Origin of the sequence: Streptoverticillium reticulum (genome assembly GCF_047456005.1) — a bacterium.
GTDB lineage: Bacteria > Actinomycetota > Actinomycetes > Streptomycetales > Streptomycetaceae > Streptomyces > Streptomyces reticulum.
Genome location: NZ_CP179755.1, coordinates 7569375 through 7584804, shown reverse-complemented (window position 1 = coordinate 7584804; position 15430 = coordinate 7569375). Strand labels below are relative to the sequence as shown.

General features: G+C 69.5%; 14 protein-coding genes. 3 read left to right on the top strand and 11 right to left on the bottom strand.

The annotated features are described in order from the left end of the window. Nucleotides 1-5: 5 nt before the first annotated feature. The 5 genes from ACMATS_RS34520 to ACMATS_RS34500 all read right to left on the bottom strand — a co-directional run bounded on the left by ACMATS_RS34520 (nt 6) and on the right by ACMATS_RS34500 (nt 4963). A complete protein-coding gene (locus ACMATS_RS34520) occupies nt 6-443 on the bottom strand; it encodes a hypothetical protein (protein WP_414170186.1) in 438 nt (145 codons plus the stop codon). Between the two features lie 10 nt (nt 444-453). Next, nucleotides 454-1797, bottom strand: a complete 1344-nt coding sequence (locus tag ACMATS_RS34515; protein WP_414170185.1) for a phage tail sheath family protein — start codon at nt 1795-1797, stop codon at nt 454-456. Between the two features lie 50 nt (nt 1798-1847). Continuing rightward, nucleotides 1848-2288, bottom strand: a complete 441-nt coding sequence (locus ACMATS_RS34510; protein ID WP_390775456.1) for a phage tail protein — start codon at nt 2286-2288, stop codon at nt 1848-1850. 20 nt (nt 2289-2308) lie between these two features. Beyond that, nucleotides 2309-3838 carry a phage tail sheath family protein gene (locus ACMATS_RS34505; protein WP_414170184.1) on the bottom strand — a complete coding sequence of 510 codons (1530 nt, stop codon included), beginning with the start codon at nt 3836-3838 and terminating at the stop codon, nt 2309-2311. Between the two features lie 144 nt (nt 3839-3982). Then, entirely contained in the window at nt 3983-4963 is a 981-nt protein-coding gene (locus ACMATS_RS34500; RefSeq protein WP_390775458.1) for a helix-turn-helix domain-containing protein, read from the bottom strand. A gap of 144 nt (nt 4964-5107) precedes the next feature. Between ACMATS_RS34500 and ACMATS_RS34495 the strand changes: the two genes are divergently transcribed. After that, on the top strand, nt 5108-6262 hold the full coding sequence (locus ACMATS_RS34495) for an alpha/beta fold hydrolase (RefSeq protein WP_414170183.1): 1155 nt from the start codon (nt 5108-5110) through the stop codon (nt 6260-6262). On the opposite strand, the gene ACMATS_RS34490 is transcribed toward ACMATS_RS34495, so the two are convergent. From ACMATS_RS34490 to ACMATS_RS34465, 6 genes are all read right to left on the bottom strand, one after another. Beyond that, complete coding sequence (locus ACMATS_RS34490; protein ID WP_414170182.1) at nt 6240-8543, bottom strand: NACHT domain-containing protein; 2304 nt, start codon at nt 8541-8543, stop codon at nt 6240-6242. The genes ACMATS_RS34495 and ACMATS_RS34490 overlap by 23 nt on opposite strands. Before the next feature lie 42 nt (nt 8544-8585). Further along, nucleotides 8586-9839: a DUF3443 family protein gene (locus ACMATS_RS34485; RefSeq protein WP_414170181.1), complete on the bottom strand. Its 1254-nt coding sequence runs from the start codon at nt 9837-9839 to the stop codon at nt 8586-8588. A gap of 24 nt (nt 9840-9863) precedes the next feature. After that, nucleotides 9864-10169, bottom strand: coding sequence for a hypothetical protein (locus ACMATS_RS34480; protein WP_414170180.1), 306 nt, complete (start codon nt 10167-10169; stop codon nt 9864-9866). Next, entirely contained in the window at nt 10166-10537 is a 372-nt protein-coding gene (locus ACMATS_RS34475; protein WP_414170179.1) for a thioredoxin family protein, read from the bottom strand. Before ACMATS_RS34475 ends, ACMATS_RS34480 begins: the two co-directional genes overlap by 4 nt. 102 nt (nt 10538-10639) lie before the next feature. Further along, nucleotides 10640-11866, bottom strand: coding sequence for a cytochrome P450 (locus ACMATS_RS34470; protein WP_414170178.1), 1227 nt, complete (start codon nt 11864-11866; stop codon nt 10640-10642). Nucleotides 11867-11927: 61 nt separating this feature from the next. Continuing rightward, nucleotides 11928-12773: a DUF4097 family beta strand repeat-containing protein gene (locus tag ACMATS_RS34465; RefSeq protein ID WP_414170177.1), complete on the bottom strand. Its 846-nt coding sequence runs from the start codon at nt 12771-12773 to the stop codon at nt 11928-11930. Nucleotides 12774-13164: 391 nt separating this feature from the next. Between ACMATS_RS34465 and ACMATS_RS34460 the strand changes: the two genes are divergently transcribed. Beyond that, nucleotides 13165-13383 carry a DUF6480 family protein gene (locus ACMATS_RS34460; RefSeq protein WP_391154651.1) on the top strand — a complete coding sequence of 73 codons (219 nt, stop codon included), beginning with the start codon at nt 13165-13167 and terminating at the stop codon, nt 13381-13383. Between the two features lie 126 nt (nt 13384-13509). Beyond that, on the top strand, nt 13510-15390 hold the full coding sequence (locus ACMATS_RS34455; protein ID WP_414170176.1) for a hypothetical protein: 1881 nt from the start codon (nt 13510-13512) through the stop codon (nt 15388-15390). Nucleotides 15391-15430 lie beyond the last annotated feature (40 nt).

The window sequence follows — 15430 nt, the reverse complement described above, 5'->3', positions numbered from 1 at the left end:
CCGGCCTACCCGGCCGTCACCGGGCGCGTGCGGGGGCAGGTGAGGGTTGCGGATCCCCGGTACTCGGACACGGGGTCCAGGCCGCCGGCCTGGTTGCTCGCCTTGGCCTCCACGGTGAAGAGCACTTCGAGCGGTCCCCCGTTGACGACGACTTCCGTCGCGCCGTTGCCCGTCCTCGCGTACTTGGCGCGGTCTCCGGCGGGAACCTTCAGCTGGACCCGGACGGTTCCGGGATTCGGGAAGGACGGCGGTGCCGAGTAGGGGACGGGAGGGATGACCATGGACTCGATGTCGTCCGGTACGCAGGCGGGCAGCCCTTCGATCCGGAATCCCGCCGTGCCCCGCGGGACGGGAATCGGGGGCGGCGGGACGAGCGTTGCCAGAGGCGTCAGGGTCGGCAGGAGGGTGACAGTGTCGCTCTGCCGCACGACGACCTTCTGCATGGACGCCGCCTCAGCTGCTCTGGCCGGGCTGGCCGGCGATCTGGGTGATGGTGAAGTGGACGAACTCGGCCGGCCGCACCGGCGCAACGCCGATGTCGCAGATCACCTTGCCGGCGTCGATCGTCTCCGGCAGGTTGTTCGTCCGGTCGCAGATGACATAGAACGCCTCATCCGGCGTACGCCCGAGCAGTGCGCCCTGACGCCACTGATCGGTCAGGAAGCTCACCACCGAGTGCCGCAACGTCGCCCACAGACGGTCGTCGTTCGGCTCGAACACCGCCCACGTACTCGACTGACGAATCGAGTCGGAGAGGAACGAGACGAGCCGACGTACGTTGAGGTACTTCCAGTCCCTGCTACTGGACCGCGTCCGCGCACCCCACACCAACAACCCCCGCCCCGGGAACACACGGAGGCAGTTGACACCCTTGTCGTTGAGTGCCCCGTTCTGGTCGTCGGTCAGGAGGGTGGGGATGCTGAGCACCCCGCGCAGGTTCTGGTTGGCCGGGGCCTTGAACACGCCGCGTTCGCTGTCCGTACGGGCCCACACCCCGGCCAGGTGCCCCGACGGCGGCACCGTGCGCCGCACCCCGTCCACCCCCGCGACCTCGACCCACGGGTAGTACAGCGCCGTGAACTCCGCATCGACCGAATCCGGTGAGGCCAGCTGATCGTCGACGAACGTCTTGAGCGGCTCGACCAGTTGACCGGGAGGTGCGTCGACGACAGCGAGCCTGTTGCGCAGTTGGGTGCAGTGCGCGAGCACCTTGTCGATGAGCACCTTGCCAGTCGGCAGCACCGGGGGCGGCGGGGCGGCCGCATCGGTCGCGGCCACGGTCATGTCCCAGAGGCTGGGCACCGCCACCATGGTGACTTCCGGCACCGTCTCCAGGCCGCCCAGTCCCGTCCGGGCCTCGGCGTCTCCCCCGAGGCCCGTGTCGGTCACCACCGCGTCCGGGTTCAGGAAGCCGACGACGTAGCAGGAGGTGCCGCCGTTGGCGAAGAACCCGTACACCGCCTCGGCGAGCGTGAAGCACCGCTGGAGCACCTGGATCTTCTGGAGATCACCAGAGGCCAGGGTGCCGTCCTTCTGCTTCTTCAGCAGGGCGGCCAGTTCGTCGCCCAGCTCCTTGATGCTGTAGCGATCGACGAACTCCTGCCACCCGTTGATCGGTTGGGGAATGATGCGCTGGTCGACGGTGAACGGCGGGGTCGGCCGTTCCGGGGGCGGGACGTCGGACAGCTTGGTGTATCCGAGGAAGGCGGGCGTCGAGGTGCCCACCCCGACGATCATGCGGACGCCGCTGGACCTCTCGGTGACGTAGACGCCCGGGGGTTTCGGGTTCGTTGCCATCGCTGCTGCTCCTTCCGGCTGCTTGGCTACTCGGCCACTCGGTTACTCGGCTACTCGACGGAGATGTCCTCGTAGGTGACCGTCACCTGTTCCGTCGCGGTGCCGGAGTTGGCCGCCCCGAGCTGCGGGCCCTCCCAGCGGGAGGCCCAGGCGTTGGTGAGGTGGATACGGCGCACGGTCTGCTTCTGCGCGTCCTTCAGGGCGATGGTGATGTTCTGACGGGCACTGTCCAGGTCGGCGTTGACCAGGGTGGCCTTGATCCAGTCGGTGAACGCGGTGCTCTTGTCCATGCCGCGGGTGATCGTGATCTCGCCGGTCTTCCGCGCACCCGGCTGTTTGCGGACGATCAGCTCGCCGGTCGCGGACACCTGGCGGGTCTCGACCACGTCCTGTTCCAGGGTCAGTCCGGAGACGTCCTGGACGGTCTCGACCTGGAACTTGCCCAGTTCGATGGCGAAGGTGTTGCTGCTGAAGGTGTCACCGGTCAACACGTGCGTGGCCTCCCTGAATCTCAGCTGCCTTGGCCGGGCTGGCCGGCGGTCTGGGTGATGGTGAAGTGGACGAACTCGGCCGGACGCACCGGCGCGACACCGATGTCGCAGATCACCTGACCGGCGTCGATCGTCTCCGGCAGGTTGTTCGTCCGGTCACAGATGACGTAGAACGCCTCATCCGGCGTACGGCCCAGCAACGCACCCTGACGCCACTGGTCCGTCAGGAAGCTCACCACCGAGTGCCGCAACGCCGCCCACAGACGGTCGTCGTTCGGCTCGAACACCGCCCACGTACTCGACTGACGAATCGAATCGGAGAGGAACGAGACCAGCCGACGCACATTGAGGTACCGCCAGTCACGCGAGCCCGACCGCGTCCGCGCACCCCACACCAACAACCCCCGCTCGGGGAAGACCCGGAGGCAGTTGACGCCCTTGTCGTTCAGCTCGCCGTGCCGCTGGTCGGTGAGCCGGACGGGCAGTGCCAGGACGCCGCGCAGGTTCTGGTTGGCCGGAGCCTTGAACACGCCGCGCTCGGCGTCCGTACGGGCCCACACGCCCGCCAGATGCCCCGACGGCGGCACCGAGCGCTGCGCCCCGTCCACCCCCGGCACCTCCACCCACGGGTAGTACAGCGCCGTGAATGCCGCATCGTCCGAATCCGGCGACGCCAGCCGCGTCAGGAACTGCGGCACGTCGGCCGGTGCGGTGTCGGGCGGAGGCTCGCAGAGGGTGAGCCGGTTGCGCATCTCGGCGCAGTGACCGACCACCTTGCCGAGGATCGTCGCACCGACGTCGGGTGCCGTGCCCCGGCTCCACAGATCCGGCACCGCGACCATGGTCACGTCCGGGACGCTCTTCAGCCCGGCAAGACCGGTGCGCTTGTCGGGGTTTCCGCCGACCTCGCCCGCGAGGTCCTTGGTGGGGTCGAGCCGGAGGATGTAGCAGGAGCTTCCCCCATTGGCGAAGAAGCCGTAGACGGCCTCGTGCAGGCTCACGCCGCGTGCCTCGTCGAAGCACTGCTTCAGAAAGACCAGTTCACTCTGACGATGCCGCAGGGACGCCTCCTTCTCCCCCGCGGCGATCCACAACTGGTACTCGTCGGGGAAGGCCGGCTTCACCTTGGCCGCCGCGGCTTCCGCCGCCTGCCGGTCGGATGCGCTGACGCTCTCACCGGCCCAGTCGGCCGTCTGCACTTCGACGAGCTTGGCGAATTCCTGTTCAGTGACGGGCGGATGCTCGCCGGTGGTGGACTTCTGCCGGAGGGCCTCCTCCCGTTCCTCCAGCTCCGCTTCCGCGTCCTCGATGACCTCGGCCAGTCTCTCCAGCTCACGCGCCAGCTCCTCCGGCCCCATCGGCGACCGGAAGTGGAACTTGTCCACGAACTCGGACCAACTGCCGACCGGTGTCGGAGGCGTCGACGCCTCCGGCCCTCCGACGGTGTAGCCGAGGAACGCGGGTGTGGACGTACCCGCTCCAGCGATGGTCCGGACCCCGCTCGGGCGCTCCGTGACGAACACTCCGGGTGCCAAGGGACGAGCAGCCATGCCCAGTTTGCCCCTCTCTTCGGGAATGCGTATGTTCAGCGAACCAGCCTCCCGGACATCGCGCACGCAAAGAAGGGAAGCTACGTCAGATGTCGTAGCAGCACGGTCTCCCACCCGGTGTGAACAAGCCATCTGCCGGCGGGCTCAGCGTCCGGTGCCGTGGGCGGCCCGGTAGTCGCTGGGGCTCAGGCCGTGGGCCGCCTTGAAGACTCGGCTGAAGTGGGCGGGGTCCATGAACCCCCAACGGGCCGCCGTCGAGGCCACGGTGCGGCCGGCCGCGTACGGGCCGGCCAGGTCGCGCCGGCAGCCCTCCAGCCGGCGCTGCCTGATCCAGGCCGTGATCGTCGTCTGCGCCTCCTCGGAGAAGAGCTTCTGCAGGTAGCGCAGGGACACGTGGTGCGCCTTCGCGATCTGCTCAGGAGACAGATCCGGATCGGCCAAGTGCTGGTCGATGTAGGCGCGGACACGCAGGAGCGTGGTGCGGCGAACCGCTTGCCGGTCGCCGTCGCCCGGCCGTGACCGCCCCCGCTCGGCGAACATGGTGGCGAGCAGGTCACCGGTGGTCCGGGAGAGACTGTCCGCACTGTCCGCGTAGTCGCGGGAGTGTCCGGCGAGGCGGGTGAGGAACGGGGCGACCAGGGCCCCGACCCCTTCGGCCGCGGAAAAGCGGGTCGCCGTCACCCCGTCGGTCCGGCTGCTGTCCAGGTGGGCCAGGCGGTGGGGAAGCATGAACTCCAGCATCGAGAAGTCCCCGCGGCACACGAGCGTGTAGGGCCGCGTGGAGTCGTAGCAGGCGATATCCCCGGGTCCCAGAGCAGTTTCACGGCCGTCCTGCCGGACCACCGCGCTGCCGCGCCGGACCACGCCCACGAGCAGGTACTCGGCATCCGACCGGGCGATCAGCCGCGGCGTCCGGTCGACACGGCTCGGATCGGCCGACACCTCGGCGAGGTGGACCGCCCCGAGCCGGTCGGCCGTGAGCTCTCCGCGGAACGGCTCGTCCTGGAGCGGCTCGACGTGGACGGGCACGAAGCTGTCGCACACGACGTCCTGCCAGAAGGCACGCCGCTCCGCCGGTGCATGGTCCTGCGTCCGCAGGAGGAGGGTCTCGGCTCGCCCGTTCACATCTGTCACATGGCTGGGCAACGCGGCGGGCCGACAGCGGATTCCCGTGCGCGTACCGACAAATGGGCGTGCACCTGAGGACAAGCCGGCCGCGTTCGCAGCGGGCACCGTGGACGCATCAACCACCCGGACAGGAGATGGCGCATGCCTTTCGCATCGGTCAACGGTCAGCAGCTCTACTTCGAGGACACCGGGGGCGACGGGCCGGTGGTCGTCTTCAGCCACGGCAACCTCATGGACCACCGGATGTGGGCGCCCCAAGTCGAGGCGCTGCGCGGCGAGTTCCGTTGCGTCGTGTGGGACGAGCGTCTGCACGGCCGTACGAAGGACGACGGCGCCCTGTACACCTACTGGGACTCCGCCGACGACCTGCTGGGCCTGCTCGACCACCTCGGCATCGAGCGGGCCGCCCTGGTCGGCCACTCCCAGGGCGGGTTCCTGTCGCTGCGCGCCGCGCTGCGCGCGCCCGAACGGGCCGGGGCCCTGGTCCTGGTCGACACCGCGGCGGTGGCCTGGCCGCAGGAGGCCCTGGCCCAGATGGGCGGTATCGGCGACGGCTTCCGCACCGGCGGCCCGGATGCAGTGGCACCTCTTCTTCTCGACATGCTGCTCGGCAAGCCCGAGATCCACGGGGACTGGCTGCGCGCGTGGCACGAACAGCCTCGGCAGCGGCTGGCCGACGCGGTGGCCGTGCTCATGGGCGTCGACGACATCACCGCCCGCCTCGGGGAGATCACTCAGCCGGCCCTGATCGTGCACGGCGAGGCCGACCGGCCGGTCCCGCTGCCGCTGGGGCAGATGCTGCGCGACCGCCTGCCCGGGGCCGTGGACCCGGTGGTGGTGCCGGGCGCGGGACACACCCCGAGCCTGACCCATCCCGACCGGGTCAACGGCCCGTTGGCCGCCTTCCTCCGCCACCCGGCTCCGCCGATCGCGGATCCCGCCCTGCTGCCCGTCGCCTTCCAGGACGCACTCAACGCGCACGATGCCGAGCGGGTGCTGGCGCTGTACGCGGACGACGCGACGATGCGCACCGTCACCGGCGAGGTGATCTGCGGCAGCGCCGCGCTGCGGGAGGAAGTCGAGCAGACGATCGCCGCCGAACCCCGGATCACCAACGTCACCCGTCACGTCCTGGTCGGCGACGGTACCGCTCTGGTGATCGTCGACTGGAGCCTGCAGATGACGGCACCGGACGGCAACCGCGTCACCGCGTCGGGCACCACCGCGAACGTGGCCCGCCGCGGCGCCGACGGCGCGTGGCGCTTCACCGTCCTCAATCCGGCCGGCACTGCTTGACCCACTGGTGCCGGGGCGGTGCGGCGAGGTGGTGCTGGAGGCGGGCGTGGCGGAACTGGTAGACGGGGCCGACCTGGCGGAGGATGCCGAGCCGGTGCGCGTCGGCGAGGAACGCCTGGAGCTGCCAGGGGAGTTGGCCGCGGGCGGCGAGGAGCAGGCGGGCGATGGTGTAGTGGGGCCAGGAGTGGGCGGCCAGGGCGACGGCGGCGCCGAGGACGCCGCCGTGGAAGACGCCCATGACGGCAGCGAACACGGTGGTGCGCAGCGGGTCGGACGAGTGCGAAGGCAGGGCCCTCACGATGCCATCGGGAATGTCGAAGACCACTGCACAGGCCGCTCCGCTGATCAACGAAATCAAGCGATCCGCTTTGACGGAGGACATGGCCGTTGCCAGGTCATCAACAGTCGACGGGGCCCGGACCCAGTCCAAAGCGGCCAGACTGATGCCCAGCACGATGCCGATCACCAAGCCCCACGGTACGGTCCCGGGCGGCAGGACGGCCCCATACCCGGCAATCGTGTAACTGGTGAAGATGCACTCGCTGATCGCGGTGACTCCGATGACGAACACGAGCGCGCGGATCAGTTGCCTGCGCCAGCGTCGTCCGCCAGGCCGGCTCCGGCTCGGCATACAGGGAGGGGACGGCAGGCCTACGCCCAGCATGACGAGCCACAAGCTGAAACAGAAGAGCCCGATCGAGGCCACGATCACCGTCGCGGAAGCGCTGCCGTAGTAGCACCACGATGACGGTGGAATTGCAAAGCCGGCGGACAGAGCCACTGCGGCAGCCGTGGCTGACGCACGGGTCAGGCTGCGTTCCCGCCTGGTGATCAAGCCGCTGAGACCCAGCATGGGAACGACGGCAAAGGGTTCGAGCGCCGACAAGAGGAACCAGCGCAGGGCCTCTGGCCATGAAGGCGCGTCCAAAACCACCAGCAAGAAGGACGTGGTCAGCAGCAGTCCGGCACAGGCGACCAGGGCCCACGTCCACGCGCGCCGCCACGGCCTGGCGAGGGCCGGTGTCCACCGGTAGAGCTGCCACCATGCCAGGTCGTACGTGGCCTGGGCGTGCATTCCGGCTGCGAGTCGGGCGAGGTGGTCCCGGGCCTGCCGGGGGTCCCAGCTGTGGGCGGGGTGCTGTCGCCGGGCGCGGTGGTAGAGGGTGGGTATCAGCGCGTCGAGGAGGTGACGCTCGATGTCGGCGGGTGCGGAGAAGCGCTGGGTGTCGGCGAGTTCGGCGGGGTCGTTGTCGTTGTCGGCGTAGACGGACCGGGCCAGGGCCACCATCAGCGGGCTGGTCAGGGCCTGTGCGGCAGGGGCGTCCGGCTCGTGGTCGAGGTGCTTGGCCAGGGTGTCCCAGCCGTGCTGGCGCGGTCCCGGTGGCGTGGCCAGCCTCAGCAGGGCGAGGGCGTCACTGGTGCGTACGGGCGCGGGCTCCAGGACCGTTGCTCCGGTCAGGACACCGCTTTCCGCCACCGCCCGCACATAGTCGGCGGTGCGGCAGGTGAGCACGAGAGGCGTGTGGGACGGCAGGGTGTCGTTGAAGGAGGCCAGGGCAACTGCTCGGCTGCGTTCGGGGAGTTCGTCCAGACCGTCGAGCACGGGGATCAGGCGGTGCTCGGTGAGGAGGTCCTCGATGACCCCGGCACCGTAGGTCTCGGCGTCGGCTATCGCCGGGTAGTCCGCGGCGATGCGACGGTGCAGCCAGGTCCTGGCACATTCGCGTGCGGGGTCGAAGGAGGAGAGCGACAGGAGCACCGGCACCGGGTCGCCGGTGGTGCGTGTGCGCAGCAGGGCGAGCATCAGCAGGAGGGCGAAAGTCGTCTTCCCCGATCCTCCCGGCCCCAGGAGCACGAGGCGCCGGCGTGCAAGAGAGTTGAACGCTGCGGCAAGTACTTGTGGGTCGTTGACCCGGCAGACCACTGCGGCGCCCACCAACTGGCGGTGGTCGGAGACCTCGGGGCGGGAACAGTCCGACCACACCAGGGGCAACGGCGCCGGGTCGTACACCTGCCGGAGCACCGCCTCTTCCTCCCACTGCCGACGGGCCGTGCGGGCCAGCACCTCGGCGGCGTCGTCGACTTGTGCACTGCTGGAGTGCGCAGGGCTCCTGCCCGCGCGCCGGGCCCATATGGACACCACTCCGAACAGGGCGAGGATGCTGCTCAGTGCCGCGGCGGCAGCGGTTATCCGTGCCGGATCCCGCAGCGGCCACCCCGATATCAACCCGTACGCGACCGCGGCGCACAGCGCCCAGGTCACCGTCCATCGCCAATTCACGCACCGTAAAACGACGGCCATGAACCGGAGTCACAGCGGAGGTCATCGAGGCGACAGGCCCGTGCGTCCGTTCTTGAGGTCGTACAGGACATCGGTCTTGGTGAAGGCCGGCAGCCCTGCGAGGATCAGTGGGCGGGCCTGCAGGCCGTAGCTGACCAGCGGGGTGGAGAGGGCGTTCATCGGCTGCTTCCCGGCGGTTTTCCGGGCCGGCATGCGGTACGTCCACTTCCAGTCGGCCGTGGTCACGGCGAGCGTGACCTGCCGGCCGAAGGTGTCGATCATGCCTCCCTTCAACACGGCGCCCGCCACGGGCCCTTGGAAGCGCGGTGCCTCCAGTGCAAGGGTCGGCGTGCCGGTGTCGAAGAGCACCGGGGCGCACCGGGTGTTCAGCACGCCGGTCACGGTCAGACAGCCCTGCAGCGGGGCGGGATCCCAGGCCGTGACAGTGGTCGGGGATCCACCGGGCGACGGGGCGAGCGTGGCCGACCGTTTCAGGCTGACGGTCGTGAAGCGCTCCAGGGTCTTCCGGTCGGGGTTGAGCACGAGTTCGGGGTGCTGCTCGTCGAAGTGGACAGTGAAGGCACCGTTGTTGGTGAGGCCGGCCATGGGGTTGGCGCAGCATCCCCTGACGCCCTGGTCGCGTTCGGCCAGGCCGATGCCGAGGATGCCGTCGAAGACCCCGCCGAACTCCTCCGGCGTCCCGTGCGCGGCCTCGCAGTCGGGAACCTGGTCGATGCAGCCGAGGGAGTCGACGAGCAGGACGGTCTGGTTGCGGGCGGTGACATCGCCGAGGCGCAGGTCGGCCTGCGCCTCCCGCCCGCTGATCTGCAGTCCGCTGAGGTAGCTGCTGCTCCCGGTGACTCCGGTGGGCGTGGCGTTGCCGTCGCCGACGGCCGAGGTGAGCACCTTCAGGCCGGTGGATCCGGTGTCCACGAGGAGGCTCACCTGTTTGCGCCCGATGGTGGCGGTGGCCTGGAGCCGGGGTTCGGAGAGCTTGCCGCCGGCGCTCCCGGCCGGCATGTAGCGCAGCGGCACGGTGACGCCACCGGGCACGGCGGACCGGTCCGGTCCGGAGCCGGCGCAGCCGCCGGGCAGTGCCGCGGCGAGCAGCGCGGCACAGACGGCGGCGGCCGTGCGCCACCGCCGGCCTCGGCGCGGACGGAGGGAGGAAGAGGAGGACGGGTACGGCGTCGGGTGCACGATCGGCTCCAGCTGCGGAGGGAAGGTCTCCTGCACGAGCATCCGTGCCGCACCGGCGCGGGGCTCTGTGAAGAGGACCGTTCGGGTGCCGGGCACTCCGCCGGCCGTACGCGATGAGGGTCAGGCGGACGGGGTGCGGATCTGCATCCCCGGCCGGCGGTGGTGGACGGTGAGGTAGGAGAGGCCGTCCGCTCCCGCGGTGATGCTGCGGGAGGAACCGTGGGGAAGCCAGGTGAGGCCGCCCTCGGCGAGTGGCTGCGGGCCGAGTGCCGTGCCCAGGGTTCCGGCGCCGACGGCGACGAGGGCCACGATGTCGCGTACCGTCCACGCCTCGCACCACGTGCCGTCGTCGGGCCTGCGGGCCTGCACGGCGTGCAGGAAGGGGGACGGCTCAGGCAGCGTGTCGCCGGCTCGGGAAGGGGTCACGCGTCGGCGCCGGCTGCGCCGGCCCTGCCGATCAGCTCGTGCAGCGCGCCGGGGTCGGGCGCGACGACCTCACCGATCTTGACGCCGTTGCAGAAGGCCATGAAGACGGGCACGGGCCCGACCCCGGCCTTCTGCGCGATCGGGAACGCCTCGTCGAGGTCCACGGAGTAGAAGCCGACGCGCCCGGCGAACTCGGGGAGCCCGGAGAACCTCTCGAACACCGGGTCGATCGCCCGGCAGAGGGCGGCCCACGTCGCGCAGAAGTCCACCACCACGCCCTTGTCCTGCGCGATGGCGTTCTCGAACTCGTCCAAGCACGTCAACGGGGTGACCGCCATGTTCTCCGACTCCTCCGCTCCGCGACTCACCGGCTCACCTGCTCACGAGAACCACCGTTCCACACCCCTTGCGGCCGCGCACGCCGACGGTCGACGTGCGTGCCCGCGCAGGTGACGCGCCCGGCCGAGGCCCTACCGGGCCGTTTCCGTCCAGGTGACCGGCAGCTCGTGGACGCCGTAGATGTTCATGTCGGTCCTGAGCCTCACCTCGCCTGCGGGGACGGCGAGTTCGAGGGTCGGGAAGCGGCGCAGCAGTCCGTCGAAACCGGCGCGCATCTCGACGCGGGCCAGTTGCTGGCCGAGGCACTGGTGGACGCCGTGGCCGAAGGACAGGTGACCGCGGGCCTTGCGGCGGACGTCCAGGGTGTCGGGGTCGGCGAAGCGCCGGGGGTCGCGGTTGGCGGCCAGCAGCGAGACGACGACGGTCGATCCCTTGCCGATGGTCTCGCCGCCGAGTTCGATGTCCTCCGTGGCGTAGCGGAAGAAGATGTCGCCGACGGACAGGTAGCGCATGAGTTCCTCGACCGCATCGGGCATCAACTCCGGTTCGGCCCGCAGGTCGGCCAGCTGCTCGGGGCGCTCCAGGAGCGCGAAGGCGCCCAGTGCCAGCATGTTGGCGGTGGTCTCGTGGCCCGCGAGCAGCAGCAGGAAGGCGATGCCGATCAGCTCCTCGATGCTGAGGTCGTCATCGCGGGCCAGGTCGGACAGGATGTCGTCGCCGGGCTCGGCCCGTTTGCGCGTGACGAGTTCGGCGAGGTACGTGGTCAGCGCGTTCCACGCGGCCATCTTCTCTTCGAGCGACTGCTCCTTGACGAGGAACTTGGCGGAGTTGACCTGGAAGGTCTCCCGGTCCTCGTAGGGGACGCCGAGCAGTTCGCAGATCACCAGCGAGGGCACCGGCAGGGCGAACTCCTTGACCAGGTCGACCGGCGGGGTGAGGCGCGCCATCGCGTCCAGCTGCCGCTCGGCGATCTCGCCGATGTGTTCCTCGAGCTGTTTCATGCGTTTGACGGTGAAGGCACCGATGAGCTTGCGCCGCAGCCGGGTGTGGTCCGGCGGGTCCATGGCGACGAACATGCCCGGTATCTGCGGTGCCGGTTCGGTGGCGGCGGGCATGCCGGGGGTCTCGTACGGGATGTGGAGAACACCGAGGTCCTGGCGGGAGCTGAACCGGGTGTCCGCCAGCAGTTGGCGGACCGCTTCGTAGCCGGTGACGAGCCAGCCCTCGTGGCCGTCGGGGAAGACCATGGGGCTGACCGGGCGGGTCTCGCGCAGCCGGGTGATCTGACGGGGCGGGTCGAAGGGGCCTGCGTCGCGGTCCATGGGGAGGCCGTGCGGGACGGGAAGCGTTTCACTCATCGGATTCTCTTTCGTTGCGGTGAAGTGGCCGGGGATGCGGGCGGGTTGACGGGGTCGGTGCTCAGGCCTTGGCGCGGCGGATGTCGATGTTGCCGTAGCGGGTACGGGCGCGGACCTTGACGGCGTCCCCGGCTGCTTCCGGGGCCTCGGAGGCGGCAAGCGTGTTGCGCACCTGCCCGGTGTCGGCGCTCGCGTCGAGCCAGGCGGCGGAGCCGTCGCGGATGCCGACCTCGATGGCGCCGTAGGAGGTCTCCAACTGGACGGTGCCGCGGGCGACATCGGCGACGCGCAGGGTGCCGTGGGCCGTGGTGGCGGTGACGGAGCTCTCGGCGCGCGCGATGTCGATGTCACCGTGGGCGCCGGTCACCCGCAGTTCGCCGGTCGCGGTGCCGACGGTGGTGGTGCCGTGGGAGTTCTTCAGGACGGCGGGCCCGTCGGCGGTGCCGACGCGCAGGCTGCCGGTGCTGGTGGTGATCTCGGCCATGCCCTCGACCCGGTCGACGGTGATCGAACCATGGGACGCGGTCAGCTGCAGCGGCCCCGTCTCGTCCAGACGGACGTCACCGGAGGAGGTCTTGATACGGACCTCACCGAGCCGGCCCTCACCGAGGACCTGGGACCAGGCGCCGGTCATGTCGATGCGCGAGCCGGTGGGCAGTTCGACCGTCACGTCGACGGTGCCGGGGCGGCGAAGTGTGTTGCGCAGCTTGGGGGTCTTCACGGTCAGGGTGCCGTTTGCGTAGGTGACCTCGGTCTGCTCGGCCGACCGCACGTCCCGGTCCTGCTGCGTGTCGCGGGGACGGACCTCGACGACCGTGTCGGTGCGGTCGCCCGCGGTGAACTGGATGGAGCCGGCCTCCACGTGGGCGATGACGGAGATCGGGGCGGGGGTGTCGAAAGAAGTCATGATCGCGGCGTCCTTTTGGCTCGTCGGGCGTCCCCGTCGGCGGGAACAAGGAGATAGTGGCACCACTATGGCGCCACGCGCAAGCCCTGATGGCACCTCGCACGACACAGGCCCAAGGACGGCCATCTTGAGCCGAGGAAAGACGAAGGGGGCGATCCGAGCCATTGCGGCGCCATCTCTGCCCACGCGCTTCCGGGAGAGCGGAGCAGTATGGGTGGCGCCGAGTGGCACCACGTCACGCCATCCGACGCCATGCGGTGCCATGTGATGCCACGTGTCCCGTCGGGAGGCGTTACGCGCTGCACCAGGTCCGCCCGAGAGGCACCCTGGAACCGGAGGGGTACCCGAAACCGGGCCCGTACCGCCCGAGCCGAGAAAGCGGGGCGCCACCATGCCTTCGTTCCACGATCCCGATCCCGAGCGCACACCCGGCCTGGAGCCCGGCGGCGGTGTGCCGCCCGGCGAGACCCCGCCCGGCGAGGACAGCACCGGCGGCACGGGCCCGCGCGACGAGCAGTCGCGCGGCTGGGGCAAGGGGCCGGTCATCGTCATCGGCGTCCTGGTGCTGTTCTTCGCCGTCACCGTCATCATCTGGGCGGCAATCGTGTGAGAAGGGCCGGACACGCCCCAGGCCCGTGTTCACCCTCCCGGGTGACTAGGCGGCTCCGTCACGCGACGTGCATGATGTCGATATATGCGCTCTTCAGTGACAGTTGGAGCGACCGGGGGGACCATCATGGGCGAGCCGATCACGAAATTCGATCCGAACGGCAAGGCGTCGATCCTCAGTTACAACGTTCCCGAGCCGACGTCCTACAGCGGGCGCAGCATCATCGCCCTTGAGCTGACGGGTCCCCTCTCCGACTGGTTCGTCCCCGCGGCGTTCGCCCCGCCGAGTCGTACGGCGGGGGTGCAGCCGGGGGTTCCGGCCGCTGCTCCCGTCACGGCCGACCAGGTCGCGACGTCGCTGCGGACGGGCGATCTGTCGATGTTCCCCGGGATCAAGGACCCGGTGGTCGGCAGTGCGGGGCTGTTCTCGGCACACGGCGCGGTGCTGGGGAGTTCGGGGGCTCTGGACACGGCCACGACCAGTGTGCTGGCCCAGGGGCTGCGTGACGGTGTGGTCTCGCCGGACCTGCTGCCCCTCGTCGGCGAGGGGCAGGGCTCTCCGGGAATCTCCGGCGCGAGGAGCGCGGGAGGCGCAGCAGGCGGCGAACAGGTCGCGGCCGCTGTGGAGGTGACGCATCTGCCGCAGGCCGTCATCGGTTCGGTGCTGTCCAGGATCGCACTCGGCGACCAGCGGGTCCGGCCGCAGATCACCGACATCGACGTCAAGCACATCACCGAGATGGTGAACCAGGGCAAGCGGCTGAGCGTGCACCGCACGTTGTGGGGCGACTACCGGCACACGTTCCTGCCCGACCCGCCGCGTGACGCGCAGGGGAATCTTCCCCAGGGCACACCGCAGATCGCTCTGGTGGAGAGCTACCGGCTCTCGTCCTTCCTGGGCCAGTACGGCGCAGGCCGTACGCTCAAGACCTTCAGCCTGCTCCCGGGCGAGAAGACGACGATCAGCGTCAAGACGTTCCGCAAGTCCGAGACCGACAGCAAGTCGGCTTCCAGCGTGCTGGATTCGTTCTCCAAGGAGAGTGCCGACGACTTCGAGACGACGCTCCTTCGGGAGCAGTCCGACAAGCAGGCGGAGCAGAAGAGCCTGGAGTGGCATGTCGAGGCGGAGGCTTCCGGCTCCTGGGGCTTCGCCAGTGCCAAGGTCAGCGGCGGCGTCAAGGGTTCGACCGCTTCCCAGCGCGAGCAGTTCTCCAAGAACGTCAGCAACGCGGTCAACAAGCATGCGGCCAAGGCGTCGGCAAAGCGGGACGTGCAGGTCAACACGTCCAGCGAGGTGAAAACGGAGAGCGGCGAGGAAACCTCGATCGTCCGGCAGCTGGAGAACATCAACGTCGGCCGCACGCTCAACTTCGTGTTCCGGCAGGTCAATCAGGAGCACATCTCACTCCTGCACCTGATCGACGTGCGCATCGGCTTCTGGAACGGCTACGGCGAGTCCGTGCAGGAAGTGCCGCTGTCCGGGCTGGACGGGCTCCTGGAGACCTATGTCCAGCAAGGCAAAAGGGCCGAGCTGCGGGCCATGGTCCTCGAACAGCTCTCCGCGATCTTCGACTACAAGGACGAGCTCGTGCAGCCGCCCATGGTCGAGGAGCGCGCCATCGGCACGAACGACACCTATCTGCGCTGGCGCAGGACGACGTCCACCTACACCGATGAAACCGGCAATGCCATCAGCGTCCCCGGCATCATCATGAACGCCGACAAAATCGTCCTGCGCACGGACGGCATCATCGTCGACGCGCTCCTCGGCCAGGGCGACGCCCTGGACGACTACTCGGCCGGCCTCCAGAGCAATGCGGTGCGTCAGCGCACGCTCGCCAACGACCGTGAATCCCTCGGCCAGAAGCTCGTCAACGATTCCGACAGCATCAAGGCCAACATCTACAAGGAGATCTTCCCGTCCTCCGTCGCGCTGCCCGGCAAGATCTCGGTCTCCGCGTCCGACTCCGGCGTGACCGTCTCCACCACCCCGCCCCCTTCCTCGTGAAGGCAATCGTCGTGAAGGCAACCGTCGTGAAGGCATTCGA

Bases quoted from the DNA above. Each gene is read 5' to 3' on its own strand.
- ACMATS_RS34495 (WP_414170183.1), top strand. From the start codon at position 5,108: ATGCCTTTCGCATCGGTCAACGGTCAGCAGCTCTACTTCGAGGACACC.
- ACMATS_RS34515 (WP_414170185.1), bottom strand. From the start codon at position 1,797: ATGGCAACGAACCCGAAACCCCCGGGCGTCTACGTCACCGAGAGGTCC.
- ACMATS_RS34460 (WP_391154651.1), top strand. From the start codon at position 13,165: ATGCCTTCGTTCCACGATCCCGATCCCGAGCGCACACCCGGCCTGGAG.
- ACMATS_RS34465 (WP_414170177.1), bottom strand. From the start codon at position 12,773: ATGACTTCTTTCGACACCCCCGCCCCGATCTCCGTCATCGCCCACGTG.
- ACMATS_RS34470 (WP_414170178.1), bottom strand. From the start codon at position 11,866: ATGAGTGAAACGCTTCCCGTCCCGCACGGCCTCCCCATGGACCGCGAC.
- ACMATS_RS34520 (WP_414170186.1), bottom strand. From the start codon at position 443: ATGCAGAAGGTCGTCGTGCGGCAGAGCGACACTGTCACCCTCCTGCCG.
- ACMATS_RS34505 (WP_414170184.1), bottom strand. From the start codon at position 3,838: ATGGCTGCTCGTCCCTTGGCACCCGGAGTGTTCGTCACGGAGCGCCCG.
- ACMATS_RS34455 (WP_414170176.1), top strand. From the start codon at position 13,510: ATGGGCGAGCCGATCACGAAATTCGATCCGAACGGCAAGGCGTCGATC.